Source organism: Massilia atriviolacea, from assembly GCF_003953935.1.
GTDB classification, from domain to species: Bacteria; Pseudomonadota; Gammaproteobacteria; order Burkholderiales; family Burkholderiaceae_D; genus Telluria_A; species Telluria_A atriviolacea.
In genome coordinates this window covers 258721-280745 of record NZ_RXLQ01000001.1, presented here as the reverse complement: position 1 = coordinate 280745, position 22025 = coordinate 258721, and the positions used below count along the sequence as shown (strand labels likewise).

The 22025-nt window shown below is 66.6% G+C and carries 20 protein-coding genes; 10 read left to right on the top strand and 10 right to left on the bottom strand.

Translation table 11 applies throughout. From position 1 onward, the window contains the following. Window positions 1-8: 8 nt before the first annotated feature. The 3 genes from tadA to queE are packed head-to-tail and all read right to left on the bottom strand — an operon-like array spanning window position 9 to window position 1589. Window positions 9-506, bottom strand: coding sequence for a tRNA adenosine(34) deaminase TadA (gene tadA, locus EJB06_RS01190; RefSeq protein ID WP_126072166.1), 498 nt, complete (start codon window positions 504-506; stop codon window positions 9-11). Further along, the gene (gene queD, locus EJB06_RS01185; RefSeq protein ID WP_126072165.1) at window positions 499-945 is read right to left on the bottom strand and encodes a 6-carboxytetrahydropterin synthase QueD; all 447 of its coding nucleotides are present in this window, start codon (window positions 943-945) and stop codon (window positions 499-501) included. The genes tadA and queD overlap by 8 nt, the downstream gene beginning before the upstream one ends. An 8-nt stretch (window positions 946-953) precedes the next feature. Beyond that, the gene (queE, locus tag EJB06_RS01180; RefSeq protein WP_126072164.1) at window positions 954-1589 is read right to left on the bottom strand and encodes a 7-carboxy-7-deazaguanine synthase; all 636 of its coding nucleotides are present in this window, start codon (window positions 1587-1589) and stop codon (window positions 954-956) included. A gap of 203 nt (window positions 1590-1792) precedes the next feature. Between queE and EJB06_RS01175 the strand changes: the two genes are divergently transcribed. The 3 genes from EJB06_RS01175 (at window position 1793) to EJB06_RS01165 (ending at window position 7060) form a co-directional block, all read left to right on the top strand. Next, complete coding sequence (locus tag EJB06_RS01175; protein ID WP_126072163.1) at window positions 1793-2635, top strand: sensor histidine kinase; 843 nt, start codon at window positions 1793-1795, stop codon at window positions 2633-2635. A gap of 131 nt (window positions 2636-2766) precedes the next feature. Beyond that, window positions 2767-3810 carry a sensor domain-containing diguanylate cyclase gene (locus EJB06_RS01170; RefSeq protein ID WP_370660103.1) on the top strand — a complete coding sequence of 348 codons (1044 nt, stop codon included), beginning with the start codon at window positions 2767-2769 and terminating at the stop codon, window positions 3808-3810. Between the two features lie 343 nt (window positions 3811-4153). Then, window positions 4154-7060: a M16 family metallopeptidase gene (locus EJB06_RS01165; RefSeq protein WP_229426877.1), complete on the top strand. Its 2907-nt coding sequence runs from the start codon at window positions 4154-4156 to the stop codon at window positions 7058-7060. Window positions 7061-7111: 51 nt separating this feature from the next. On the opposite strand, the gene EJB06_RS01160 is transcribed toward EJB06_RS01165, so the two are convergent. The 5 genes from EJB06_RS01160 to EJB06_RS01140 form a co-directional block, all read right to left on the bottom strand. Further along, the gene (locus EJB06_RS01160) at window positions 7112-8215 is read right to left on the bottom strand and encodes a YsnF/AvaK domain-containing protein (RefSeq protein ID WP_126072162.1); all 1104 of its coding nucleotides are present in this window, start codon (window positions 8213-8215) and stop codon (window positions 7112-7114) included. A 5-nt stretch (window positions 8216-8220) separates the two neighbouring features. After that, complete coding sequence (locus tag EJB06_RS01155; protein WP_229426876.1) at window positions 8221-8670, bottom strand: YsnF/AvaK domain-containing protein; 450 nt, start codon at window positions 8668-8670, stop codon at window positions 8221-8223. Window positions 8671-8908: 238 nt separating this feature from the next. Beyond that, window positions 8909-9169, bottom strand: a complete 261-nt coding sequence (locus tag EJB06_RS01150; protein ID WP_126072161.1) for a hypothetical protein — start codon at window positions 9167-9169, stop codon at window positions 8909-8911. A gap of 17 nt (window positions 9170-9186) precedes the next feature. Then, window positions 9187-9972: a DNA/RNA non-specific endonuclease gene (locus tag EJB06_RS01145; protein WP_126072160.1), complete on the bottom strand. Its 786-nt coding sequence runs from the start codon at window positions 9970-9972 to the stop codon at window positions 9187-9189. Window positions 9973-10006: 34 nt separating this feature from the next. Further along, entirely contained in the window at window positions 10007-10963 is a 957-nt protein-coding gene (locus EJB06_RS01140) for a helix-turn-helix transcriptional regulator (protein ID WP_126072159.1), read from the bottom strand. Between the two features lie 94 nt (window positions 10964-11057). Here EJB06_RS01140 and EJB06_RS01135 point away from each other — a divergent pair, with 94 nt between their 5' ends. The 6 genes from EJB06_RS01135 (at window position 11058) to EJB06_RS01110 (ending at window position 16064) form a co-directional block, all read left to right on the top strand. After that, window positions 11058-11771 carry an NIPSNAP family protein gene (locus EJB06_RS01135; RefSeq protein WP_126072158.1) on the top strand — a complete coding sequence of 238 codons (714 nt, stop codon included), beginning with the start codon at window positions 11058-11060 and terminating at the stop codon, window positions 11769-11771. Beyond that, window positions 11768-12439, top strand: coding sequence for a LysE family translocator (locus tag EJB06_RS01130; RefSeq protein ID WP_126072157.1), 672 nt, complete (start codon window positions 11768-11770; stop codon window positions 12437-12439). Before EJB06_RS01135 ends, EJB06_RS01130 begins: the two co-directional genes overlap by 4 nt. 104 nt (window positions 12440-12543) lie before the next feature. Further along, window positions 12544-12939: a hypothetical protein gene (locus EJB06_RS01125; protein ID WP_126072156.1), complete on the top strand. Its 396-nt coding sequence runs from the start codon at window positions 12544-12546 to the stop codon at window positions 12937-12939. Continuing rightward, window positions 12939-13196: a DUF5985 family protein gene (locus EJB06_RS01120; RefSeq protein ID WP_126072155.1), complete on the top strand. Its 258-nt coding sequence runs from the start codon at window positions 12939-12941 to the stop codon at window positions 13194-13196. Before EJB06_RS01125 ends, EJB06_RS01120 begins: the two co-directional genes overlap by 1 nt. Window positions 13197-13199: 3 nt before the next feature. After that, entirely contained in the window at window positions 13200-13469 is a 270-nt protein-coding gene (locus tag EJB06_RS01115) for a DUF5985 family protein (protein ID WP_126072154.1), read from the top strand. Between the two features lie 231 nt (window positions 13470-13700). Beyond that, window positions 13701-16064, top strand: a complete 2364-nt coding sequence (locus EJB06_RS01110; RefSeq protein ID WP_126072153.1) for an ATP-binding protein — start codon at window positions 13701-13703, stop codon at window positions 16062-16064. Window positions 16065-16068: 4 nt separating this feature from the next. Here the strand turns inward: EJB06_RS01110 and EJB06_RS01105 are convergent, their stop codons facing one another. Both EJB06_RS01105 and EJB06_RS01100 read right to left on the bottom strand, forming a co-directional pair. Beyond that, window positions 16069-16506: an NUDIX hydrolase gene (locus EJB06_RS01105; RefSeq protein WP_126072152.1), complete on the bottom strand. Its 438-nt coding sequence runs from the start codon at window positions 16504-16506 to the stop codon at window positions 16069-16071. Continuing rightward, window positions 16503-18923 carry a hybrid sensor histidine kinase/response regulator gene (locus tag EJB06_RS01100; protein WP_126072151.1) on the bottom strand — a complete coding sequence of 807 codons (2421 nt, stop codon included), beginning with the start codon at window positions 18921-18923 and terminating at the stop codon, window positions 16503-16505. The genes EJB06_RS01105 and EJB06_RS01100 overlap by 4 nt, the downstream gene beginning before the upstream one ends. Window positions 18924-19095: 172 nt before the next feature. Between EJB06_RS01100 and EJB06_RS01095 the strand changes: the two genes are divergently transcribed. Then, the gene (locus tag EJB06_RS01095) at window positions 19096-21993 is read left to right on the top strand and encodes a bifunctional diguanylate cyclase/phosphodiesterase (RefSeq protein WP_126072150.1); all 2898 of its coding nucleotides are present in this window, start codon (window positions 19096-19098) and stop codon (window positions 21991-21993) included. Window positions 21994-22025: the final 32 nt, after the last annotated feature.

Genomic DNA, 22025 nt, shown 5'->3' with positions numbered 1-22025 from the left:
TCGATTGCCTACTCGCCGCAAGCAGCCGCCTGCGCAGCCAGCCGCGCCGCCTGCGCCGCCCGGCGCCGTTCGGCAAAAAATGCACGCAGCATGCTGCTGGCCTCGTCGGCCATCACGCCGCCCACCAGGTCGGTATGGTGATTCAACTGTTCCTGCTCGAACAGATTGAGCACCGAGCCGCACGCGCCTGTTTTCGGGTCGGGCGCGCCGAACACCACGCGCGCCAGGCGCGCATGCATCATCGCCCCCGAGCACATCGCGCAGGGCTCCAGGGTCACGTACAGCTCGCATCCGGGCAGCCGGTAGTTGCCCAGCTTTTCCGCCGCCGCGCGCAGCGCGACAATTTCGGCGTGCGCGGTCGGATCGTGGCGGCCGATCGGCTGGTTGAAGCCGGTGGCGACCACCTCGCCATCCTTGACCACCACGGCGCCCACCGGCACTTCGCCCAGGCTCCATGCATGTTGCGCCTGTTCCAGCGCCAGTTGCATGAAGGCGGGATCAGGCATCGGTAATCTCTGCCCAGCAGTTCGGGGTCTCGTGCAGCACCAGCTTGTGCAGGTGCAAACCGGTGCCGAAACGGTCGGTATACGCCGCTTTCAGGATATCGAAGGCGATCTGCGCCAGGTTCTCGACCGTCGGAATGCGGTCGATCACGACGGTCTTGTGGCCCGGCAGCGAGGCCAGGAAGTCGCGCACCTTGTCGTCCTTTTCGTAGACCAGGAAAGCATGGTCCCAGACGTCGACCAGGTGTTCCTTGGCCAATGCCTTGATATCGGAAAAGTCCATGATCATCCCGTTGTCGGAGTTGCCTTCGACCTGGATGACGGCGCCGGTGAGCGTGATTTCGAGCGTGTAGCGGTGCCCGTGCAGGTTGCGGCACTGGCTTTTGTGGTCGGGAATGCGGTGGCCTGCATCGAATTCGAGCTTGCGTGTAATCGTGAGCATGAAGTGCTTTATGGTATCTGTAACAGTTTATGGGTTTGCAAGCTCAACTTCCACTTGGGATGGCGCTTGCAGGTCTCGATGGCGAGACGGGTATTGTGTTCGCCCAGCGGGCCGTCCATCGGCTGCACGAAAAAGTTCTCGAAATCGAGGCTTTCGTAGGCGGCCAGATCCTGGTTGGTCTGGGGAATCACCACTTTCAGCTCATTGCCCTTGGCCACGACCAGCTTCGAGCCCATCTTCGGGCTGACGCAGATCCAGTCGACCCCGGGCGGCACCGGCAAGGTGCCGTTGGTTTCGATGGCAATCTCGAAGCCGGCCGCGTGCATGGCGTCGATCAGGGGCGCGTCGAGCTGCAAGAGCGGCTCGCCGCCGGTGAAGACCACGTACTTGCTCTGCGGGTAGGATGCGGGCCACAGGCTGTCGATCGACGACGCCAGGGCCTCGGCAGTGGCAAACTTGCCGCCGCGTTCGCCATCGGTGCCGACGAAATCGGTATCGCAGAAGGTGCAGACGGCGTTGGCGCGGTCGCTTTCGCGCCCGGTCCACAGGTTGCAGCCGGAAAAACGGCAAAACACCGCGGGCCGCCCCGCATGCGCGCCTTCTCCCTGCAGGGTATAGAAAATCTCTTTGATGCTGTAAGTCACGTGATTATCCTGATCGTCAACCCTCCATTATAGCAAGGTCGCGTAGCCCCATCCCAAATCACGAAAAATGATGCCTTTACGACAGAGAAGTTCTCAAGTGAAACAGAGTTGATCGGAGACAATAACAATAGTAATGACGGGGAGTAACTTGATCCGAGTCAGCTTGGACTTGTCTGCTTATCGGCTCTCTCCGGAAGGTACTCATGCACATCACGCCCACCGCCCTGCTCGCCCTGATCTGGATGCTGTTGATCGGCTGGGGCTTCTACGCCTTGCTGCAACGCCACCTGCGCCTCGACGACCAGCTCGCCGACACCGAAGCGCAGCTGCGCATCGAGCGCCACGCCCGCGCGGTAGCCGAACTGGCGCTGGCGAACGCCCATCTGTCGCTGTGCCAGGCGAGCAAACAACAGGACAGCGTGCGCGAGAGCGAACGCCAGCGCATCGCGCGCGACATCCACGACGATCTCGGCCAGAATCTGCTGGCGCTCAAGATCGACCTGCAATTGCTGCATGTGAGCACCACCGGCGCCCATCCGCAGATCGCGAAGAAGCTCGACGGCATGATGGGCAACCTCGACAACACGATCAAATCCTTGCGCGCGATCATCTATGACTTGCGCCCGGTCGTGCTGGAAGCGGGCTTCCAGAGCGCGATGGAATGGCAATTGAGCGAATTTACCCGCATGCACGGGATTCGCCACGCTTTCACGGCCGACCCCGACGCACTCCATGCGCCCGAGGACGTGGAACGCGACGCGATGCTGTACCGCATCGCGCAGGAAGCGCTGTCGAATGTCGCGCGCCATGCGCATGCCACCGAGGTCGACATCAAGCTGCAGCGTTTCGGCAATATGCTCACCCTGCGCGTGCAAGACAACGGGGTCGGCATGGTGGAGCTCGGCAATGGGCGCGGCTGCGGCCTGCCCGGCATGCGCGAACGCGTGCGCGCCATCGGCGGCTGTTTCGCCATCGACAGCCTGCCCGGCAGCGGCGTGGTGCTGTCGGTCTCGATCCCGCTGACGGTTGCCATTCCCGCACACTGAAGAGGACGATCGCACGCACCCTTGTGCTTTATCAATAGAACCGCAGTGCGCCACAGGCAAAATCAAATCTTGTCGGCAATCAACAGTTTGCCGTCGAGATATTGTCCGGAACTATCTAACAGGGGCGGCAGATGATGAGCACCATGAAGGTCCAGAGCGCAAGGGCGCAAGCCGTACCCGAGCACGGGCGTGCGTTTGCCTACAAGCTCATGGAAATGCTGGCCGTGCCCGCCTTTGTGCTGGACAAGGAGCGCCGGGTCATCATCTGGAACCGCGCCTGCGAGCGCCTGACCGGGGTGGCGGCCGAGGAAGTGCTGGGCACGCGCGACCACTGGCGCAGTTTCTACCGGGAGGCGCGGCCGACCCTGGCCGATCTGGTGGCACAGGACCGTGGCGACGAGCTCGATTCGCTGTATCCGCAGGCGGCCAGAAGCAGCCATGTGGCAGGACAGCTGGTGGCGGAAAGCTGGTGCGACATGCCGCGCGGCGGGCAGCGCCGTTACCTGGCGACCGATGCCATCCCGATCCTGGACGAGCACGGCAAACTCGAAGCGGTAGTCCAGACCCTGCGCGACATTACCGACGAGAAAGCGGCCCAGGTCGCGCTGGAGCAGCTGGCCACGCTCGACGGCCTGACCGGGCTGGCCAACCGGCGCTGTTTCGATACGACGCTGGGCGCCGAGTGGTCGCGTGCCTTGCGCCAGCAACAGCCGCTGTCCTTGCTGATGGTCGATGTCGACAATTTCAAGGCATACAACGACGCCAACGGGCACCTGGGAGGCGACGAATGCCTCAAGCGCATCGCCACTGCCGTGGCGAGCGAAATGCGGGCGAACGACCTGGTGGCGCGCTATGGTGGCGAGGAATTCGCGGTGATTCTGCCGAACCAGTCGCTCAAGGGGGCGGCCATCGTGGCCGAGCGGATCCGGCGCCGGGTCGAGCGGCTCGCGGTGCCGAACGGGCGCGGCGCCGACGAGCACGTGACGGTCAGCATCGGCGCGGCCACCGCGATCGCCTCGTCCGACACGACGGCGTGCCAGCTGGTGGCGACGGCGGACGCCGCCTTGTACCGCGCCAAGCACATGGGCCGCAACAGGATCAGCCTGCCGGCCAGCGAGCCCGAGCACATCCCCGGCGCCCGTCCGGACAGTCCGGTTGCCATGAACCTCTCCTGAGCCCGTGTCCACCCCGGTGCCTGTCACCGCAGTGGACATTTTTCACCGGTCCAGCCCGTGTCCACCCCGGTGCCTGTCACCGCAGTGGACATTTTCCACCGGTCCAGCCCGTGTCCACTTCGGTGCCTGTCACCGCAGTGGACATTTTTCACCGGTCCAGCCCGTGTCCACCCCGGTGCCTGTCACCGCAGTGGACATTTTTCACCGGTCCAGCCCGTGTCCACTTCGGTGCCTGTCACCGCAGTGGACATTGTTCGTGAGGATATATGCACAATTTTTCGCTGTCTTTTCTGGGCTGATTCTTTTATCCTGCGGCTACTATTTTTTAGCCTCAGGAGACATTGTGTCGAAACTTATCCCGATCAGCCTGCTCGCCCTGCCCGCTTTCGCCATGAACGCGATGGCGGCGGCCCCGGCAGCAACCGGCAACAAGGCGGACGTCCTGCCCTTCAAGGCCACCGAAAAAACCCTCGCCAACGGCCTCAAAATCATCGTCGTCCCAACCGGCTTCCCCAACCTGGTGTCGGTACAGATCCCCGTCCAGACCGGTTCGCGCAATGAAATCGAGCCGGGCAAGTCGGGTTTCGCGCACTTTTTCGAACACATGATGTTCCGGGGCACCAAAGCCTATCCGCCTGAGAAATACCAGGACGTCATCACCAAATCGGGCGCGCGCCAGAATGCCTATACCAGCGACGACCTGACCAATTACCACACCACCTTCGCCAAGGAAGACCTGGAAACCATCCTCAAGGTCGAGGCCGACCGCTTCCAGAACCTGTCGTACGGCGAGGATGCGTTCAAGACCGAATCGCGCGCCGTGCTGGGCGAATACAACAAGAACAGCGCCAATCCGATGTCGAAACTGTTCGAGGTGCAGCGCGACGCCGCCTACACCACGCATACCTACAAGCACACCACGATGGGTTTCATCAAGGACATCGAGGACATGCCGAACCAGTATGCCTACTCGAAAGTGTTCTTCGACCGCTGGTACCGCCCGGAACGCACTACCGTGATCATCGCGGGCGACGTGGAGCCGCAAAAAGCCATCGCCCTGGTCGAGAAGTACTGGAGCACATGGCAGAAAGGCAGCTACAAGAGCGAGGTTCCGGCAGAGCCCGCACCGCGCGGGGCGCTCTACAAGCATGTCGCCTGGCCAACCCAGACGCTGCCCTTCGTCACGGTCGGTTTCCGCGCGCCGGCGTTTTCGGCCACGGCCAAGGACCACGCCGCGCTGTCGATGCTGCTGTCGCTGTCCTTCGGCCGCACCTCGCCGCTGTACAAGCGCCTGGTTCAGGATGAACAGAAAGTCGACCAGTTCGGCGACTACACGCCCGGCAGGATCGACCCCAGCCTGGCGACCATCATCGCGCGCGTGAAAAAGCTGGAAGACACGGTCTACGTGCGCGACCAGATCATGCAAACCATCGCGCAACTGCGCACGGTACCGGTCACCGCGCAGGCACTGGCCGACGCCAAGTCCGCCCAGAAATACGGCCTGATCCGCTCACTCGACAATACCGAGCAGATCGCCGGCACCCTCGCCTCGTACGTGCACTACAACCGTTCCTACGGCACGCTGAACCAGTTCTACCGCGTCACCGACAGCCTGACGCCGGACGACCTGCTCGCTGCGGCCCGTAAATACCTGGTGGACGAGGGCATGATTGTCACCACCCTGTCGAACCAGGCCCTGCCTGAAACGATGGCCACCCTGCCGAAGCTGGCGACCCTGCCCGGCACGGCCGCCGCCGCCGCACCGGCTGCCGATGCCACCCCGCTCGCGCTCGCGCCGTCGCGTGCCGCCGGACCGCAGGCCAAGGTCGACGTGCTGGTGCAAAAATCGGCCCTGCCGCAGATCCGCTTCAAGCTCCTGTTCGCCGCCGGTTCGGCGCACGATCCCAAAGGCAAGGAAGGCCTGGCGGCGCTGACCGCGATGATGGTCGCCTCGGCCGGGTCGAGCGAGCGCAAGATCGACGAGGTGACCAAAGCCCTGTTCCCGCTGGCCGGTTCGTTCAGCGAGCAGACCGACAAGGAAATGACCACCTTCACGGGCTCGATCCACAAGGATAACTGGACGACATACATGGGCGTGGCCATGCCCCAGTTGCTCGCGCCGGGCTTTCGCGAAGAAGACTTCCGCCGGCTCAAGGATTCGCTCAAGAACGCCCTGCTGGTCGACCTGAAGGACAATAACGAGGAAGAACTGGGCAAGGAACGCCTGCAGACCAATGTGTTCGCCGGCACCGCCTACGACCATCCCGTACTCGGCACCGCCAAGGGCATCGACGCGATCACGCTCGACGATGTGAAGGCGTTCTACAAGAAGGCCTATACCCAGGGATCGGTCAAGGTCGGCATTTCCGGCGACGTGTCGGACGCGATGACCGCCGACCTCAGGCAGGCGCTGGCCAAACTGCCGGCCGGCCCCGGCTTGCCGGCCACCACGGCGCCGCTGGCGAAGATGCCGAACGGCCTGGAAGTCGAAATCATCGAGAAAAATACGCGCGCGACAGCGCTCTCGTTCGGCTTGCCGATCGACGTACGCCGTGGCCATCCGGACTTCCCGGCGCTGTGGCTGGCAAAAACCTTCCTCGGCGAACACCGCGCCTCGAATGCCTATCTGTACCAGCGCATCCGTGAGCTGCGCGGCATGAATTATGGCGACTACAGCTATATCGAAGCTTTCCCACGCGGTATGTTCCAGTTCTTCCCGACCCCGAACGTCGGCCGCAAGGGCCAGCTGTTCGAAGTCTGGATCCGCCCTGTCGCGCCGGAAAATGCCCATATGGCACTGCGTATCGCGCTTACCGAACTCGACAAAGTCATCCAGCAGGGCCTGACCCAGGAGCAATTCGAGATCACCCGCGGCTACCTGATGAAAAACGTGTTCGTGATGACGGCAACGCAAGACCAGTACCTCGGCTATGCGCTCGATTCGCAGTGGTACGGCACGCCCGAGTTCACCACGATGATGCGCGAGGGCTTGAGCAAGCTGACCCTGGCCGACCTCAATGCCGCCATCAAGAAGCATCTGTCGACCAAGAACATGTCGCTGGTGTTTATCACCAAGGATGCTGCCGGACTCAAGGAAAAACTGGTGAGCGACGCGGAGTCGACGATCAAGTACGACGGCAACAAGCCGCAGAGCTTGCTCGACGAAGACAAGCGCATCGGCAGCATGAAGCTCGACATCAAGCCGGAGGCCGTCAGGATCACGCCGGCGAGCGCGGTGTTCGCCGAGTAAAAGCGCTGACGGGGCGCGCCGGCGCCCGCCCCGCTGGCGCCGGCCCGACGTTCAGGAAGTCATGCGCTCCCAGCCATGCCGGATCGCGGCCTTCATCCTTTCCCAGGTCGAGCCGGGATTGCGCGCTTCCCAGTCGCGCCGCAGTCCCGGTTCGATCTCTTCCCACGCCCGCCCCCGGTACATCTCGCTGCCTGCCACGCTGCCGCCGTAGCGGTAGGCCGGCGCGTAATCGTCGAAGCTGCCGCCCTCGCGCGCGAAATTGCTGGTCCAGTGGCCGCGGAAATAGGCATCGTCGTCCGGCGCAAGCCGCTCGACATCGACTTCGGTATGGCGCAGCGTTTCCTTGATCTGCTCCTGGCGCTGCGTCACTTCCTTGCCGACGATAACTTCTTCCACCATGCGCGCCGATTTTTCGACGACCGCTTCTTCCGCCGTTTCGCGCAGCTCGATCGTGTTTTCCTGGAAGGCGGCAATGTCGGCCGGATCGACCAGCCTGTCGACCGCGCGCCGCTGCACGTTGACGTGCTCTTCGCGCAGGCCGATGCTGTCGGTCACGGGCGTCTCCACGATGCGCTGGTAGATCCGCACGCCGCCGCGCTGCACCTCGCGCTTGCCGACCTTGAGCTCTTCCTGGATCACGGGAATGGCGGTGCCGCCGTCGGCGCGCTGTTGCGAGGCGCCCATGGCCGATCCCTGCGCGCTGCCGCCGCTCATGCCGCCCTGGGATGCGCCGGGCGTCGACTGCTGCGACATGGCTTGCGCGCGCATGGCCTCCCCGCCCTGCATGGCGCCCTGCCACTGGCCGGCATGCTCGTCGATATCGATCGGGCTGTGGCGCTCGACAATGTCGGCGGCGCGCTCGACCTCGTGCTCGCTCGCGGCCGTCACCGTCAGCACGTAATGGCCACGGTCGAGCGCCTCGGCGTACATCCGCGCATGCTCGCTGCGCTCGCCGCCGAACAGGTCGGTGAAAAAGTGCTTGATGCTCGATCCGAACGAGGCGCCGTCGTCCTCGTCGCTGCGATAGGCCGAGCGATCGGTATCGCCATCGCTCAAACGCACGTCCTGGCGTGCATAACCCGACCCCAGCAGGTCGTCCTGCGCCTGCACGGCATCGCCGCGATTGTCAAATACCGCTACCAGTGTGTGTTCCATGATGACTACCTCCGTGTAGTTGAACTCGCTTCCTTGTGAGGGCCTTCGTCGAACCGTTCGACGACAAGGTCTTCCGCGCGCAGGATCACGGTCCCGGTCTGGGTGCGCGAGCGCCGGATGCGCGTGACGTGGACTTCTTCCTTGATGCGCAGGCGCTTTTCGGTCACCAGCACTTCTTCGAGCACCGGCACGATCAGCGTGTCGCCCTCCTGGCGCGTGGACGGCGCCTCGGACAGGGGGACGATTTTGTCGATGAGCACATGCTCGACGACGAGCTCGTCGTAGAGCAGGGTCTGGTCGACCTGGTGGGGATGCTCGCTGACGGTTTTATGCATCCGGACGCCGCGTCCGGTGTCGACGACGCGCCTTCCCAGCCGCAGTTCCTCGCGGTGCAGCGGCACGGTGAGCGTGTCGCTGCCGGGTTCGTCAACTGCCTCGGGACTGTCGGTGGACATGCGGTGCGCTCCTCGAAAAACGCTGCGGCGAGAGTGATCGAGAGTACCGCAAAGCGCACCGACCCTGCGCACCATTGACCCGCTTCAAGTTTTTGATCGCATGCGACGCGCCTGGGTCGGGCGATGCGCGCTGGTGCGGCCTGGCTGGAGACGGCCCCGTCAAGGCAGAAGGCTCAGCTCGTGTCCGAATGTCAGACCTGGCACCGGGGTGGACACGGCCTGGTCGATGGCCGGGAGCTTAATTGAAGGGGTTGTCGACTTCGCCTACGGCCGGCGGGGGCAGCTCGGCCGGCAGCTTCATCGCTTCCAGCTTGGCCACGATCTTCTCCAGCACCGCGTGCAGCTTGCGCGCGTGCGCCAGGCCGGCTTCGTCGGCCGTCAGATCGACGTCGCCGCTGAGCGTGATCCGGTCGAGCCGGTTTTCGAGCATCAACTTGCCGACCGCGAGCACGTCGGCTTCGTTGGCGTACGGGTCAAAACCTTGTTTCTTGCCACTCATTGCGTCTCCTTGATAGGTCAAAACGGCCAGCGGCGCGATTTCTTCTGCTTCGGCTGCGCCAGGTCCAGCATCGCCGACTTCTGGCGCGCGCTCAGCGAGGGCATCAGGTCGATGCCGATTTTTTCTTCCAGCTCGGCGATCGTCATCACGTCCAGCTCGTCCGCCGAGCGGTTTTCCACGATCCAGGCCGCGCCCGCTTTCAGGCTCGGACTATACACCGCCTTGTACAAATGGCTCGGCACCAGCACGTTGCCCACCTTTTTCAGGCGCCCGCCGATGAAGGCCGGCCCGGTGATGACGTACATGGCGCCGTCCTTCCTGACCATGTCGCGCACGCGCCCTTCCAGCCCGGCCCACAGGTGGCGGTTGTTGTCGGCATCCTGGGGCACCATGTTGGCCAGCGTAAAACTCTCGTGCTGGGTCTTGCGGTCCGGCATATTCCCGTTGGGCGCCATGTGGCCCCGGTCGAAGCCGCTGCGGGCATAGTCGGACAGCTCGGCCCGCTGCGATGGCGACAGCCGTTCTTCGGCATGGAAGGAGTCGTCGCGCGACAGTTTCTTGGCCAGCTTCAGGTTTTCCGGACGCACGCGTTCGGCCGACCACAGCGGGGTGCGCGTCACGCCCGAGTGCATCACGCCGAACACGCCGTAGCATAGTTCGGTCGTCGCTTTCGCCAGCTTGGGGTTGCGGATCTCGGGCAGACGCCCATCGATGTAATGTGCGGGACAGCCGCCGGCAAGCGCGCTGCCGGCCGCCAGCAGGGTCCATCCGAGGACCATGCCGGCCAGTGTTTTCTGAATCATGTTATCCAAAATTAATATTGTCGAGCGCCGCATTCTAGCCGAGCGCACCCGCCGTGCGAAGCAGTCGTTCACCTAATCTTGCAAGACTGGCGCGCAGCAGCGCCGGCGCGCGCACCTCGAACTCGAACGGCAGGCCGGCCAGGTGCCCGGCGAACCAGTCGACATGGTCGGTACTGCAGCGCAGCAGCACGCCGCCATCGATCTGTTCGAGCACGCCGAGCGCGCCGAAAAAATGCGCGCTGGCCGTCTGCAGGTCGGTATGCAGCACGATCTCGACCGGGTGCTCGCGCGGCATCGAGGCCATCGACCGGGTCAGGTAGCCGAGCGCGTCGAAGCCGGCCGGACGCGCAAACGAGACCGGGCGCGTTTCCACCTTGAGAATGCGGTCGAGCCGGAACGAGCGCATCCCGGCACGCAGGTGGCACATGCCGATCACGTACCAGCAGCCGCCGCGAAACGCCAGGCCGTAGGCGTCGAAGTCGCGCTCGCTGTCGTCGCCCTCGGGGGTGCGGTAGCGCAGGCAGACGCGCTGCTGCGCCAGCGCCGCCGAACTGAGGGTGACCAGCGCGTCGTTGTCCTGCGGCGCCACCGCGCGCAGCATGTCGAGCCGCACGGTTTCATCGATGGCGCGCACGCGCCGCTTGAGGTTGGCCGGCATGATGCGTTCGAGCTTGGCCTGGGCACTGGCCACCGCCGGCGCCGCTTCGGCAAAGCCCAGGCTGCGCGCGGCCAGCAGGCCGATCGCCAGGGCCAGCGCTTCGTCGTTGGTAAACATCATCGGCGGCAGCTTGAAGCCGGCCATCAGCGCGTAGCCGCCGTGGCGCCCGCGCTCGGTGGTGATGGGAATGCCCATCTCGTCGAGCGTGACGATATAACGGCGCAAGGTGCGCGTGTCGACGCCCAGCCGCGCCGACATCTCGGCGCCGCTCAGGCGGCCATGGGTTTGCAGCAGTTCGAGCACTGCCAGCACACGGGTGGTTGGATGGTACATGGCGCCAGAATACCACCGTATCAGGACGAAATCTGTCCTGATTGGCATGTAGGCTAACACTTGTCGATGTTTCATCACCAAGCAAGGAGCCACCATGAACACCGTTGTATCCAACGACGCCTGCCCCGTCATCGAACTGCGCCGCTACACGGCCGCGCGCGAGGAGCGTGCGGAGCTGGCGCGCCGCTTCGACGAGGCCTTCGCGCCGGCCTTCGAGCAGCTGGGCGGCGTGGCGATCGGCCATTTTTGCGAGCGCGACCGGCCCGATGGCGTGGCCTGGCTGCGCGGTTTCCGCAGCGGCGCGGCGCGCTCGGCCATCGGCCGGGCCTTCGATGCGCAGGCCCGGCTGCCGGCCGCGGGCGACGCGGTCCTGCTGCTCCGGGCACTGCATCCGGGCAGCGGGCTCGCCCTGCCGACGCTCGCCAGCGATGCCCAGGGCATCGTGGTTGCGCACATCCTGCACGTACGGCAGGGCCTGCTGGCTGCGTGCGCGCGCGCAGCCGAGGCGCGCTTTGCCGCCTACCATGGGCGCGGGGTGATCGAAGCGGGCATCCTGGCCACGCACGATGGACAGCCGGGCGCGCCCGGCGCAGCCCTGGTCTGGCTCGGCGTGGTGCGCGACGATGCGGCCCTGGCCGACCTGCGTCCGGCCCTGGACGGCGCCGCCGCCGCATTGGCCGCGCGCGGCCTGCTGGCGGCTCCGGCCGAGGTGCTGGTGCTCGATCCCTGCCGCCACGCGCGCCTGCGCTGGATCAGCGCGGCCAGCGTGACCGCCCCCGCCTACGCCTGCACGAGGGCGGCGGCATGAGCGATGACGCCAACCTGTGGCTGTACTTCGTGGTGGTGTTCGGCATCATCGCCCTGCCCGGCCTGGACATGGCCTTCGTCATGGGCAGCGCCGTGCTGGGCGGACGGCGCGCCGGCCTGGCGGCCGTGGCCGGCATCGTCAGCGGCGGCGTTTGCCACCTGGCCATGGGCGCGCTGGGCGCGGCGGCAGTGCTGCGCCTGTGGCCGCCCCTGTTCGATGCGATGCTCGCCGCCGGCGCCCTCTACACGGCCTGGATCGGCTGGCGCTTCCTGCGCAGCACCAGCCAGTTTGCCCAGCGCCTGCCGCAGCGCGCCTGCGGCGCCGGCGCCACCTTCCTGCGCGCCCTCGTCACCAGCCTGCTCAATCCGAAAGCCTATCTGTTCATGCTGGCCATCTTTCCGCAATTCCTGAAGCCCGGTCCCGAGCCGCTGTGGGCCCAGGCCGCGCTGCTCGGTGCGATCACGGCCCTGACCCAGGCCGGCGTGTACGGCGCGCTGGCCTGGCTGGGCGGGGGCGCCGGGCGCTGGCTGGAACAGCGGCCAGGCGCCGCCACCGTGCTGGCGCGCGCCATGGGCGTGCTGCTGATGGCGCTGGCGGCGCTGAGCGCGGCGCAGCTGGGGCGCGGCCTGCTGTTTCCGGCGTCGGCGCTTGCTGTCATGACACACTGAAACGTCAATCCATAACAATGATGCATGCTTGATAAGCAAAATCGACTAGAATACGCGTTTTGGACCGCGTTGGCTTTGCTTGGCGCAATGGATTCTTGTACATCATGGTGCCCCAACCGATTCCCGAAGAGCTGCGTCGTTTCGTGCTGACGAGCATTGCCTCCGTGCCCCACCTGGAGGCGCTGCTGCTTTTGCGCGGCAGCGCGGACCAGGACTGGCCCGTGCACAAGGTGGCCGAGCGGCTGTACATCGGCGACAAGCTGGCCGCGAGCCTGCTGGCCGACCTGGCGCGCGCGGGGATGACGGTCGCCCTGCGCCACGAGAATGGCGAGCCGGTGTTCCGCTACCAGCCGGCCACGGCGGCGCTGGGCCAGGTGATCGATGCGCTGGCCGAGCTGTACGCGCGGCGCCTGGTCGACGTGACCCATCTGATTCATTCGAAACTCGAACGCAAGGCGCAGCAGTTCGCCGACGCGTTCACCTGGCGAAAGGACGCGTAATGGCGGCAGCGATTTATGGCCTTTGCATGCTCACCGCGCTTGCCTGCGCCTGGCTGTTACTGGCCAGCTACGCCCGCACCCGGCACCGCCTGCTGTTCTGGAGCGGCCTGTGCTTTTGCGGCATGACCCTGAACAACCTGATCCTGGTGCTCGACAAGCTGGTCTTCCCCCAGGTCGATCTGCTGACCCTGCGCCTGGTGACGGCGCTGATGTCGGTCGCCCTGCTGTTGTACGGCCTGGTCTACGAGAAGGAATAGGCGATGGATTTGCTGCTGGCCGGTGCGGGCGCCATGGGCTCGCTGGTGATCGGACTGTTCTTCCTGCGCTTCTGGCGCACTTCGGGCGACCGTTTCTTCCTGTATTTCGCGCTGTCCTTCCTGATCGAAGGCGGACACCGCATCTATGTGAGCCTGACCCCGGGCATGAGCGAAGACTCGCCCTTCCACTTTTTGCTGCGCCTGCTCTCCTACTGCCTGATCCTGTGGGCGATTGTTTCCCGTAATTTACCCCGCAACAAGTCCACCAGGTAATCGGCATGGCGCCAACTGTCGCGCTGGCGGCGCTGCCAGCCCGGCCCGCCCGGCGGGGGCAGCGCGGCGCTTGTGCGCAGGCGTGCTGTTGACCCGCCACAGAAGGGTGCGTTCGATTGACTTTCGGTGGCCGAGCCCCTACATTGACAATCCGACCTCCTCCACCCACATGCACTTGATGCCGACATTCTCCGCTCCCGATATCACCTTCGCCACGGAGCGGATCGCACGATGAGGGCGAGCGTTTCCGCGCGCATTTTGCTGGTCGACCAGCACGATGCCGCCAGCGAGGCATTGGCGCATCTCTTGAGCGAGTCGGGCCATGCGCCCCTGCGGCTCGACGCCAACGCCGCCGCAGGCCATAGCGCCAGCGCGGAACTGGCGCTGATCCTCGTCGCTGCGGGTTCCAGCGCCGCCAGCGCCGCCAGCGCCGATGCCACCGCCGCCATCGAACTGGTGCGGCGCCTGCGCGCCGCACCCGGCCTGGCCGGCATTCCCCTGATCGCCGTCGCGGCCGAAGGCGATCCCGCCTTCCCGTTCGCCCAGGCATACGCCGCCGGCGCCATCGATGTGCTGTCCAGTCCGGTACTGCCGGCGGCGCTCAGGGCCAAGATCGATTTCCTGATCGAGGCGCGCCAGGCCGCCACGCGCCAGCGCCAGAGCGACAACGAGCTGCGCGACGCCCGCGCCCGCCTCGAAATCACCCTGGCCGCCGCCGAACTGGCCACCTGGACCTGGGATGTCTCGGCCGACAGCGTGACCGCCGACGCCGCCATGGCGCGCCTGTTCAACGTCCCGCCCGAGGTCGCCGCCGGCGGCCCGGTGCAGCACTACCTGAACGCGATCCACCCGGACGACCTGGTCCACACCACCGCCCATATCGACGCGGCGCTCGCCAGCGGCCAGTCCTACGATGTCGAATACCGGGTGCGCGGCAGCGACGGCCTGTACCATCACGTGATCGCGCGCGGCCAGCTGGTGTCCCACCAGGCCGGCGCCGGCCAGCACCTGCGCGGCGTGGTGATCGACATCACGCGCCAGAAACAGGCCGAAGCCCGGCTCGGCGCCAGCGAGGAACGCTACCGCACCCTGTTCGATTCGCTCGATACCGGGGTGTGCATCATCGAAGTGCTGTTCGAGGGCGAGACCGCGTACGACTACCGCTTCATCGAGCTCAACCCGGCCTTCGTCAAGCACACGGGCCTGGTCGACGCGGTCGGCAAGACCGTGCTCGAACTGGTGCCGGGCCACGACAGCCACTGGTTTTCCCTGTACGGCCAGGTCGCCACCAGCGGCGAGCCGGTGCGCCTGATCGACGAGGCGCGCGCCATGGGGCGCTGGTTCGACGTGTACGCCACCCGCGTGGGCGGCCCCGGCAGCCGGCTGGTGGCGGTGCTGTTTACCGACATCAGCGAGCGCGTCGCCGCCGATGCCGAGTTGCGCCGCCTGGCGGCCGACCTGTCCGAGGCCGACCGCCGCAAGACCGAGTTCCTGGCCACCCTGGCGCACGAGCTGCGCAATCCGCTGGCGCCGATCCGCAGCGGCTTGCAGGTGATGCGCCTGAACGGAAGCGACACCCGGGTCGCCGCGCGCGTGCAGGACATCATGGACCGCCAGCTCGACCACCTGGTGGCGCTGGTCGACGACCTGCTCGACGTGGCGCGCATCACGCGCGGCCGGATCGCGCTCAAGCCCGAGTGGACCAGCGTGCAGCAGGTGGTGGCCGACGCGGTCGAGACCAGCCGTCCCCTGATCGAGGCAAGCGGCCACCAGCTGCGCGTGGACCTGCCCACCGAGCCGCTGGCCCTGTACGCCGACCCGACCCGGGTGCGCCAGATCCTCAACAACCTGCTCAACAATGCCGCCAGGTACACCCCGCAGGGGGGACGCATCAGCCTGGCCGCGCGCCAGGAAGGCGCCGACCTGCTGCTGTCGGTGACCGACAACGGGATCGGCATCGCGCCCGACCAGCTGGCGGCGGTGTTCGACATGTTTACCCAGGTCGGACGGAGCGCGCACCGCTCGGGCGGGCTGGGCATCGGCCTGTCGCTGGTGCGCAGCCTGGCCGAGCAGCACGGCGGCAGCGTCGGCGCCGCCAGCGCGGGCCTGGACAAGGGCAGCGTGTTCAGCGTGCGCCTGCCGCTGGCCCCGCCCGGCGCGCCGGCCGCCGCGCCCGCCCGGGCCGACGCGCCCGACGCCGGCGCCGAGGCCGCCCTGCGCGTGATGGTGGTCGACGATAACGTGGACGCCGCCGCCACCCTGGCCGAATTGCTGGGCCTGATCGGCCATGAGGCCGCCGTGGCCAACGACGGCGCCGCCGCGCTGGCCATGGCGGCCCGGCTGCGCCCGCAAGTGATGTTGCTCGATATCGGCATGCCCGGCATGGATGGCTACCAGCTGGCGCGCGCCCTGCGCCAGGATGGCCGGCACGCCGGCGTCCTACTGGTGGCCCTGACCGGCTGGGGCAGCGGCGAAGACCGCGCGCGCAGCCGCGCGGCCGGCTTCGACCTGCACCTGACCAAGCCGGTCGACCTGGCGGCCGTGTCCGGCCTGATGGCCGAGCACGCGCAGCGCCTCGCCAGGGCCCTCGCCTGAGGCTTTACCAGTCCAGCCCGACCAGCAGCTTGCCCATGCGCGGCCAGCACAGGCGCGTCAGTTCGCCGCGCGCCGCCCAGCGGAAAGCGTCGGTTTCCGGGGTCGGCTGCCCGCTCAGCGGATGCGCAAAGAAACTGGTGCACACCAGGTGCGCCAGGCTGTCCAGCTCGTCGCCCGAGCGCACCCGGAACAGGTGCAGGCGCTTGTCGCTGCGGTAGGCGAACTCGCCCAGGTCCTCGAAGCGTTCGGGCGCAAAGCCGATCCCCGCTTCCTCGCGCAGTTCGCGCATGGCCGCTTGCAGCGGGGTTTCGCCGGGATCGAGCATGCCTTTCGGAATGTCCCAGCTCGGCGTATTCGTGACGTGGCACAGAAGCAATTGCGAGGCCGGATTGACCACCAGGGTGCCGCACGACACCGTCTGCACGCGCTTCGGCGCGCTCATGACAGCGCCCCGCCGCGCACGGCCGCGTCCAGCACCATGGAGAGGGCGCCGATGTCGACCGGCTTGGTCAGGTGGCGGTCGAAGCCGGCCTGCCGCGACATCGCCACGTCGGCACGCGCGCCCCAGCCGGTCAGGGCCACCAGCAGCATGCCGTCCAGCTCGGCGCTGGCGCGGATCGCGCGCGCCAGCTGGTGGCCGCTCATGCCGGGCAGGCCGATGTCGAGAAAGGCCAGGTGCGGGCGGAACTCGGCCGCCAGCACCAGCCCCCGTTCGCCGTCGAGCGCCACGCGGGTGCTGTGGCCGAGCGCTTCGAGCAGGGTCGAGAGGGTGTCGCCGGCGTCCACGTTATCGTCCACCACCAGCACCCGCAAGGCGGCGCCGGCCGCGCCCTCGGCGCCGGCGTGCGGCGCGGGCGCGGCTGCCGCACCGTCCGGGCGCAGCGGCAGGCGCACGGTGAACGTGCTGCCCTGGTCGCGCCCGGCGCTGGCGGCGCTGACGCTGCCGCCGTGCAATTCGACCAGGCGGCGCACCAGCGACAGGCCGATGCCCAGCCCGCCCTGGGAGCGGTCGAGGTTGCGCCCGACCTGGGTAAACATATCGAACAGGGTGCCCATGTCGTCGGGAGCAATGCCCACCCCGCTGTCGCCCACCGACAGCAGCACCTCGGCGCCGTCGCGCGCGGCGCGCAGCACGATGCGCCCGCCGGCCGGGGTGTATTTGGCGGCGTTGTTGAGCAGGTTGCTGAGCACCTGCACGATGCGGGTGACGTCGACGTCGAGCGGCAGCGCTTCCCCGGCCACCTCGATGGCGAGCGTGTGGCCGCCCGCGTTCAGGGCCGCCATGCTGGTTTCGACCGCCATCGCGACCAGGGTGGCGACGTCGCTCGCTTCGCGCCGCAGTTCGATCTTGCCGCGCGTGATGCGCGCCACGTCCAGCAGGTCGTTGACCAGGTGGATCAGGTGGCCGAGCTGGCGGTCCATCATGTCGTGCACCCGGCCCATGTCGCGGCTGCCGGCCGGCATGCGGATCAGGTCGAGCCCGGTACGGATCGGCGCCAGCGGGTTACGCAGCTCGTGCGCCAGGGTGGCCAGGAATTCGGATTTGCGGCGGTCCGCCTCGGCCAGGTCGGCCGCGACCCGGCGCAAGTCGTTTTCGGCCTGTTTTTGCGCCGTAATGTCGCGCATGATCGAGGCCAGGCCGATATTCTGGCCGTCATCGTCGAACACCGCGAAGCCCTTGTAATACACCGGCAGGATGGCGCCGGTGGAAAAATTGCGGATGTGCAGTTCGCCTTCCCAGCGCGCCTGCGCGCCGCGCATGGCGGGCAGCACCACCGCCTCCACGAACGCCTGGCAGTCGGGCGAAAAAAAGTCGCCGATGCGCTGCTCGCCCAGCGCGGCGTCGGGCGCCAGCCCCGCCAGGCGCCGCCCGGCCGGGTTGACGTAGCTGGCGCGCGCCTCCGAACTGGCGATCCCGATGAAGTCGGACGACTGCGCCGCCACCGCCGCCAGGCGCCGCATGCCCTCTTCGGCGCGCTGCGATCGCTGGCGCGATTCGCCCAGTTGCAGTTCGGACATTTCGAGCTGCTCGGCGGCCAGGCGCTCGGTGGTCGCGTCGCGGAAAATCTTGGCGTAGCCGCGCAGCTTGCCGCCATCGTCCCACAGCGGCACCATCACGCCGTCCGCAAAGAAGCGGGTGCCGTCGCGGCGCACGTGCCAGCGCTTGTCGTCGGCCCGCCCGGTCTCGCGCGCGGTCCGCATTTCGCGCCCGGGCACGCCGGCGGCGCGGTCTTCGGGGGTGAAGATGATCGCGCTCGGCTGGCCGCAGGCCCTGGCCGCGAACCAGCCCGTGATGGTTTCGGCGCCGCCTTCCCATTCGGTGACGATGCCGTCGGTATCGGTGCCGATGAAGGCGTAATCGCGGGTGTTGTCGAGAATCAGGCGGATCCGCTCGTCGCGCGTGCGCAGTGCCGCCAGGTGCGTCGCTTGCGCGTGCAGGGCGATCTCGGCGGTCTTGCGGTAGAGGTCGATGAACACCGCCACCTTGGCGCGCAGGATCACCGGACTGATCGGTTTGCTCAGGTAATCGACCGCGCCCAGGGCATACGCCTGTTCGACCAGGGCGCGCTCGTCGCCGGCGGCGGTCAGGAAGATGATCGGCACGGCGCGCGAACGCGGGTGGCTGCGGATCAGCCCGGCCGCCTCGAAGCCGCTCATGGTCGGCATCTGCACGTCCATCAGCACCACGGCGAAATCGCGCACCAGCAGTTCGCGCAGCGCCTGTTCGCCCGAGGACACGCTGACCAGCACTTCGTCGAGCTCGGCCAGCACCGCTTCGAGCACCCGCAGGTTGGCGTCCTGGTCGTCCACCAGCAGGATGTTGATCTTGGCCTTGGGCGTGCTGTTCTCGTTGAGCATGGGGGTGTCCGATGTGCCTCGTGGCGATCGCCCAGGTCAGGAGCGCAATGTAGGCCGACAATGAAAAAAAGTCAATTGTGCAAGAACTAAAAAATATTTGCAGATTCGGGGAACTTCACCCATTTCGCTTCCCTCCAAGACCTTTTGCACCAATCACAGGTGGGGGTTGCGCATGCCCGAACGTTTCCTCGCGTCCACATTGCCTCGGCACGAAGCCGCCGAGCTGTACCGCCTGATGGTGGTCGGCATCCGCGACGTGGCCGTTTTCCTGATGGATCCCGATGGCTATATTACCGTGTGGAACGCCGGCGCGCAGGACATGAAGGGCTATACCGCCGACGAGGCGATCGGCAGCCATCTCTCGCTACTGTACACCGACCAGGACCGCGCGCGCGGCTGGCCCCAGCATAACCTGGGCAAGGCCGCCGAGGACGGCTTCTACAGCGAGGAAACCTGGCGCAAGCGCAAGGACGGCAGCCTGTTCTGGGCCCATATCGCCCTCACCGCCCTGCGCGGCGAGGACAGGCAACTCCTCGGCTTTTCCAAGATCACCATGGACATGACCCACCACAAGCTGCTTGAGTCTTGCGAAAAGGAAAAGCAGGAAATCGACCTGATCCTGCGCGCGGCCCAGGCCGGCACCTGGAAATGGGATGTCGGCAGCGGCAAGGTCGACCTGTCGCGCCAGCTGCTCGAACTGCTCGGCTACGACGGCGCGCCGCGCGAACTCGACTTCGACGCCTGCCTCGCCTACGTGCACCCGGACGATCGGGCGCGCTTTCGCACGCTGCTGGAAGACACGCGCAGCGATCCGCTGACGGCGCCGCTCGAAACCGAACTGCGCTTCCTGCGCAGCGACGGCCGCGGCCAGTGGTTCTTCCTGCGCGCCAACTGGCACCGCGACATCGAGCACGGGCCGATGCAGTTGCTCGGCGCCTGCGTCGGCATCGACAGCCTCAAGGCGGCCGAGCAGGAAAAGGAGGTCCTGCTGTCGCAGTTGCGCCAGGAACGCGCGCGCTTTTCCGACATCCTCGAGCAGATGCCCTCGGGCGTGGTGCTGGCCGAGGTGCCCTCGGGCCGCCTGACCTACCAGAACCGCGCCGCCGCCGGCATGATGGGGCGCGACTTTTCCGGGGTCGACAGCTACCTCGACTACCGCCAGTACGTGTTCGTCGACGCCAAGGGCGAGCGCATCGCCTCGGAAAACCTGCCGCTCACGCGCGCCGTGCGCGGCCAGGACGTGGCGCGCACCGACACCCTGATCTACGAGCGCGGCGACGGCGCGCGCCTGCACCTCGACGTGACCACCGCCGCCATCGTCGACAGCGACGGCGTGGCGCGGGTCGCCATCGCCGTGCTGCACGACGTCAGCAAGCTCAAGCACATGGAATTGTCGGCCGCCGCCGAAAAGGAACGCGCGCTGGTGACCCTGGCGGCGCTCACCGACGGCGTGGTGACGGCCGATCCCGGCGGCATCGTCATGAGCGTCAACCCGGCCGCCGAACGCATGATCGGCGTGCCCGAAGCGGCCGCGCGCGGGCAGCGCCTGCGCGACGTGCTGCAGATCGAGGAGCGCGCCGCCGCCGACGCCACCTTCGCCGCCATCGAGCACTGCCTGTCCCAGCACCGGACCTGCGCCGGCTTGCCGCACGCCACCCTGATCGCGCAGGACGGCGCCCGCTTCGCGGTCGAGAACGCGGTGGCGCCGGTGATCCTCGATAGTGGCGAGCTGATCGGCGCGGTGCTGATCATGCACGACGTCACAGAATCGAAGCGCCTGCTGCGCCGCCTCGGTTTCGAAGCCAGCCACGACGCGCTCACCGGCCTGGTCAACCGGCGCGAGTTCGAAGTGCGCCTGCAGCGCACCATCGAACGCGCGCAGCATCCCGGCGGCGCCTGCGCGGCCCTGCTGTACATGGACCTGGACCAGTTCAAGGTGGTCAACGATACCTGCGGGCACCAGGCCGGCGACGAGCTGCTCAAGCGCCTGGCCGCCACCTACAGCGAGCACGTGCGCGAGCGCGACACCCTGGCGCGCATCGGCGGCGACGAATTCGCCCTCATCGTCGAGCATTGCGACGTCGACGAAGCGCTGGCGGTGGCGCACAAGATCCTCGACGCCACCCGCACCTTCCGCTACGTCTGCAAGGGGCGCGTGTTCCAGCTCGGCGTGTCGATCGGCCTGACCCCGATCGACGGCGGCACCATCGATGTCGAAGAAGCCATGCGGCGCGCCGACCACGCCTGCTACATCGCCAAGGACCGCGGGCGCAACCGCATCTACGTGCATTACAAGGGCGACCTCGACTTTGCCCAGCGGCGCAGCGACATGCACTGGGTCACGCGCCTGACGCACGCCTTCCAGAACGAGCAGCTGCAGCTGTACTACCAGCCGATCCTGGCGCTCGACGATGGCGAGGCCCCGCGCCACTACGAAATCCTGTTGCGCATGCGCAACGGCCGCAACGGGCCGATCGGCCCGGGCATCTTCCTCCCGGCCGCCGAGCGCTACGATGTGATCGTCAAGATCGACCGCTGGGTGCTGACGCGCACACTGGAATGGCTGGCGAGCAACCCCGAGCACATGGAAACGCTGGAAATGTGCAGCATCAACCTGTCGCGCCGCTCGCTGGGCGACCCCAGCTTCCACAAATTCGCGGCCGAGCTGATCGACGCGTCCGAGGTACCGGCCGCCAAGCTGTGCTTCGAAATCACCGAGAACGGTGCAATTGCCGACATGCAAAAGACGATTTCCTTCATCGAAGCGCTGTCGGCGCGCGGCTGCCGCTTTTCGCTCGACGATTTCGGCACCGGCATGACCTCGTTCTCGTATCTGAAACAGCTGCCGGTCGATTTCATCAAGATCGACGGCTCCTTCATCCAGATGATGTCGTCCAGCCAGGTCGATTTTGAAATGGTGCGCTTCACCAACGACATCAGCCACATGATGGGGCGCAAGACCATCGCCGAATACGTGAGCGACTCGGCCATCCTGGCCAGCCTGAAAGCGATCGGGGTCGATTTTGCGCAGGGATACTGGGTCGGCAAGCCGCGTCCGCTGACCCCGTGAGCTGGCGCGCACCGCCGCGGCAAGGATGGGGT

Excerpts from the sequence above, each read along its gene's own strand:
- tadA (WP_126072166.1), bottom strand. The coding sequence starts at position 506 with ATGCCTGATCCCGCCTTCATGCAACTGGCGCTGGAACAGGCGCAACAT.
- queD (WP_126072165.1), bottom strand. The coding sequence starts at position 945 with ATGCTCACGATTACACGCAAGCTCGAATTCGATGCAGGCCACCGCATT.
- EJB06_RS01175 (WP_126072163.1), top strand. The coding sequence starts at position 1,793 with ATGCACATCACGCCCACCGCCCTGCTCGCCCTGATCTGGATGCTGTTG.
- EJB06_RS01170 (WP_370660103.1), top strand. The coding sequence starts at position 2,767 with ATGATGAGCACCATGAAGGTCCAGAGCGCAAGGGCGCAAGCCGTACCC.
- EJB06_RS01160 (WP_126072162.1), bottom strand. The coding sequence starts at position 8,215 with ATGGAACACACACTGGTAGCGGTATTTGACAATCGCGGCGATGCCGTG.
- EJB06_RS01155 (WP_229426876.1), bottom strand. The coding sequence starts at position 8,670 with ATGTCCACCGACAGTCCCGAGGCAGTTGACGAACCCGGCAGCGACACG.
- EJB06_RS01150 (WP_126072161.1), bottom strand. The coding sequence starts at position 9,169 with ATGAGTGGCAAGAAACAAGGTTTTGACCCGTACGCCAACGAAGCCGAC.
- EJB06_RS01145 (WP_126072160.1), bottom strand. The coding sequence starts at position 9,972 with ATGATTCAGAAAACACTGGCCGGCATGGTCCTCGGATGGACCCTGCTG.
- EJB06_RS01140 (WP_126072159.1), bottom strand. The coding sequence starts at position 10,963 with ATGTACCATCCAACCACCCGTGTGCTGGCAGTGCTCGAACTGCTGCAA.
- EJB06_RS01135 (WP_126072158.1), top strand. The coding sequence starts at position 11,058 with ATGAACACCGTTGTATCCAACGACGCCTGCCCCGTCATCGAACTGCGC.
- EJB06_RS01130 (WP_126072157.1), top strand. The coding sequence starts at position 11,768 with ATGAGCGATGACGCCAACCTGTGGCTGTACTTCGTGGTGGTGTTCGGC.
- EJB06_RS01125 (WP_126072156.1), top strand. The coding sequence starts at position 12,544 with ATGGTGCCCCAACCGATTCCCGAAGAGCTGCGTCGTTTCGTGCTGACG.
- EJB06_RS01120 (WP_126072155.1), top strand. The coding sequence starts at position 12,939 with ATGGCGGCAGCGATTTATGGCCTTTGCATGCTCACCGCGCTTGCCTGC.
- EJB06_RS01115 (WP_126072154.1), top strand. The coding sequence starts at position 13,200 with ATGGATTTGCTGCTGGCCGGTGCGGGCGCCATGGGCTCGCTGGTGATC.
- EJB06_RS01110 (WP_126072153.1), top strand. The coding sequence starts at position 13,701 with ATGAGGGCGAGCGTTTCCGCGCGCATTTTGCTGGTCGACCAGCACGAT.
- EJB06_RS01105 (WP_126072152.1), bottom strand. The coding sequence starts at position 16,506 with ATGAGCGCGCCGAAGCGCGTGCAGACGGTGTCGTGCGGCACCCTGGTG.
- EJB06_RS01100 (WP_126072151.1), bottom strand. The coding sequence starts at position 18,923 with ATGCTCAACGAGAACAGCACGCCCAAGGCCAAGATCAACATCCTGCTG.
- EJB06_RS01095 (WP_126072150.1), top strand. The coding sequence starts at position 19,096 with ATGCCCGAACGTTTCCTCGCGTCCACATTGCCTCGGCACGAAGCCGCC.